Origin of the sequence: Mucilaginibacter sp., assembly GCF_041088075.1 — a bacterium.
GTDB lineage: Bacteria > Bacteroidota > Bacteroidia > Sphingobacteriales > Sphingobacteriaceae > Mucilaginibacter_A.
On sequence record NZ_JBGCVY010000039.1, the window covers coordinates 1 to 3,249 of the forward strand.

The 3,249-nt window shown below is 39.8% G+C and carries 3 protein-coding genes; 1 reads left to right on the forward strand and 2 read right to left on the reverse strand.

Annotation, left to right across the window (positions count from 1 at the left end; translation table 11 throughout):
* Positions 1-169: 169 nt before the first annotated feature.
* Positions 170-1,228 (reverse strand): bifunctional diaminohydroxyphosphoribosylaminopyrimidine deaminase/5-amino-6-(5-phosphoribosylamino)uracil reductase RibD, encoded by a 1,059-nt coding sequence (ribD, locus tag V5804_RS09455; protein WP_369591147.1) that lies wholly within the window; start codon positions 1,226-1,228, stop codon positions 170-172.
* Positions 1,229-1,261: 33 nt separating this feature from the next.
* On the opposite strand from ribD, the gene prmC reads away from it, so the two are divergent.
* The gene (prmC, locus tag V5804_RS09460; RefSeq protein ID WP_369591148.1) at positions 1,262-2,191 is read left to right on the forward strand and encodes a peptide chain release factor N(5)-glutamine methyltransferase; all 930 of its coding nucleotides are present in this window, start codon (positions 1,262-1,264) and stop codon (positions 2,189-2,191) included.
* Positions 2,192-2,200: 9 nt separating this feature from the next.
* Here the strand turns inward: prmC and V5804_RS09465 are convergent, their stop codons facing one another.
* Positions 2,201-3,163, reverse strand: a complete 963-nt coding sequence (locus tag V5804_RS09465; protein ID WP_369591149.1) for a S41 family peptidase — start codon at positions 3,161-3,163, stop codon at positions 2,201-2,203.
* Between the last annotated feature and the right edge of the window lie 86 nt (positions 3,164-3,249).

Here is a 3,249-nt window from a genome sequence, read left to right on the forward strand (position 1 = left end):
AATTCCCCTCTTTCTACTTCGCCGATAACCTGTATTTTAAAGGCCATGCTGTAATCCCGTTGTGTGCGCTTAGTGGCTGGTTTTTCCTGCTTTTTCATCTTTAAGTTGATTTAGGGTCAACTTATTTCAGGACGGGACAAGTTAAAACAAAAAAGCCCTGATAAATTTATCAGGGCTTTTTTGTTGGGTATAAAATTGACAATTGGTCATTGCCAGAATTTAAGTTTTCTTGAACTTCCCCCGAAATTTCCGGTGCTTTGATGCCTTTTCCCCAACGGGTTTTGCTGGTAAATATGCGCGCCTCGTTCCACAAACCGGCATCAATAAAAAGCTGTAAAGTTTTGGCGCCGCCTTCTACAATTACGGATTGAATGTCCTGCAAATACAACTGAAACAAAATATATTGCGGCAAATAAAAATCAAAATCTTCTAAACCGATATACTTTATGTTTTCTTCCAATGCTGTTTTTACCTCGTTAAAAACCAGGGTTTCTACCGATTGATCGAACAAATGAAGCTGGTTGCCTAACTCCAGCCTTCGGTCTAAAACAACCCGTTTTGGTTGTTTTGCTTCGGGTTGATAGCGGTTGTTCAATTGCGGGTTATCTGCCGCTGCCGTATTTTTTCCCACCAAAACCGCGTCTTCTTCGCTGCGCCATTGGTGCACTAACTTTTTTGAAAGCGGATCAGAAATCCATTGTTGGCTGCCGTCTTCCGGTGCAAAAAACTGGTCCTGCGTTTGCGCCCATTTCAAAATTACGTACGGCCTTTGCTTTAACACACGGGTAAAAAAGCGTTTGTTTAGTGCTAAACATTCAGCTTCCAAAACATTTTCGATTACTTCGATTCCGGCATTCCGCAACTTTTCAATTCCTTTTCCATCAACCTGAACGAAAGGGTCTCGGCAGCCAACCACCACTTTCGGGATTTGGTTTTTGATGATCAAATCGGCACAAGGGGGCGTTTTGCCAAAATGCGCGCAAGGCTCCAGCGAAACATAAATGGTTGCTTCTTTTAACAAATCAGCAGCATTTGAAAAACGCTCCAATACTGTTTTTATGGCATTAACTTCGGCGTGCGGCTGTCCGTATTTTTGATGATAGCCTTCGCCGATAATTTTATGTTGATGCACGATAACCGCGCCAACCATCGGGTTTGGGCTAACAAAACCGGCGCCCAAAGCAGCTAGTTCCAAACAACGGCGCATGTATTTTTCGTGATCGTTCATGCCACAAAAGTAGCTTTTTCCGTTCTTTGCCACATGAAAACTGTTGGCGAGGCATGCATTTGGTTGAAAGAAAACCTGAAATCGGTTTACGGTTTGGAAGAGTTGGATCCGGTTGTGCTTCTCGTGCTCCATTCCATCACCAAATTATCACCAACACAATTGCGCGCTTTTCCCGAAAAACAACTTTCGGAAGCCCAAATCCAAATGCTTCTTTTATCGGCACAAAAACTGCAAACAGGAATGCCGGTACAATATGTTTTGGGCGAAACCGAATTTTTTGGGTTGAAGTTTGAAATTAATCCTTCCGTACTAATCCCTCGACCGGAAACGGAAGAATTGGTTGCCTGGGTTTTGGGGGAAAAGGGAAATTTGAGCGGAGACAAGAGGAGCGGGGAGCGGGATAAAAAGAGCGGGGAGCGGGAAAAGCTGAAAGTTGAAAGTTCAATGCCGAAAGCTATCCTCGATATTGGCACCGGCAGCGGCTGCATCCCAATCGCCATTAAAAAAAACTGGCCGCAAGCAGAAGTTTTTGGTTTGGATATTTCTGTAGAAGCTTTGCAAACAGCACAAAAAAATGCTTTGTTAAATGAAGTACGGGTAGGGGTTTTTCAGCAGGACATACTCAATTTTATACCGGTAAAAGAAGCATCGCGCTATTCAATTATCGTTAGCAACCCGCCTTACATCACGCTAAAAGAACAAAAGTTGATGCACCACAATGTGCTGGCTTTCGAGCCGCATTTGGCGCTTTTTGTTCCCGAAAATGACCCGTTGTTGTTTTACCGCAAAATTGCTGATTATGCTTCTTTTACCCTGCAAAAATATGGATTGCTGTTTTTTGAAATCAACGAAAAATATGGAAGACAAGTGGTTGATTTATTGAAAACTAAAAACTTTACAGCGGTAGAACTGCGAAAAGATTTGGGCGGGAAAGACCGGATGGTTCGGGCAAAACTGGGTTGATTATTATGTTTAATCTATTCCCTTTTCTTTCAAATACTTTAAAGCTTTTTCTAATATAAGATCATCACCTTTAATCACACTTTCAACAGTCTTTTTAACAGGTATGTCAATTTTAACACCTACACGTTGTGTTTGTGCTTTGTTTGGATAATACACACCATAACCGGAGTAAGATAAATTTAATTTTCCACCCATTGGTACTGGCGTTACAACGCCATCACCGCCTGCAGTTTGGCTGCCAATAGTTACTGAATTAGGAATGGTTTGCAAGGCCATAGCTGAATATTCGCCCTGGCTTTGCGTTCTTTCATCAACTAAGATGATTGCTTTTCCTTGATAAATATCCGGGTTAATATTTCCAATTTTTGCTACTTTCATCCATTTGAAATATCCAGGATTATTTGCCAACATTTGTAATTCTACATCTATTGCTGTCGGTTTAGGTAAAAAAATATCAAATATGTTGTAAAAAGTATCGCTATTGGGATAATTCCTTACATCGAATATAACAGCCTTTTTGCTTTTTATAAGCGCTTTCATTTTATCTACATTAGCTCCCCATATACTGGAAGCGTAAATATAAGCTATAGAATTGCCTATCGGTTTATATCCCTGTTCATCATTTTTGTAATTGAATAAATCTACCCAATACCGTGCAGAAGTTAATATACATTTTACCTTTACTGTAAAAATACGGTTGCCCCGCTTAATTTTTAATCTTTGATATTCGTTAGTTGTATTTAATAATTTTATAGATAAATCATAATCACGCCTCATGTTATTTGAGGCAGAAATATATTGATTAAGCTGGTTCACTTTCAGAACTACTGGTTCATCATCTACTGCTAAAATAATATCACCTTTATTAATGCCTGCTTCACGGCACAAGGTATCGTTAGCTAACTTTCTTATAACAACTGTTTTATTTACAATATCAGTAAAAACTGGTGCTGTATATTTTCCAAAAACCATATTTGTAATTGGGCGATCATCACCAGCAATTGTTAATTGTGAATGTCCATCGTGAAGCTATACAGAAAGTTGAAGCAGTGTTTTAT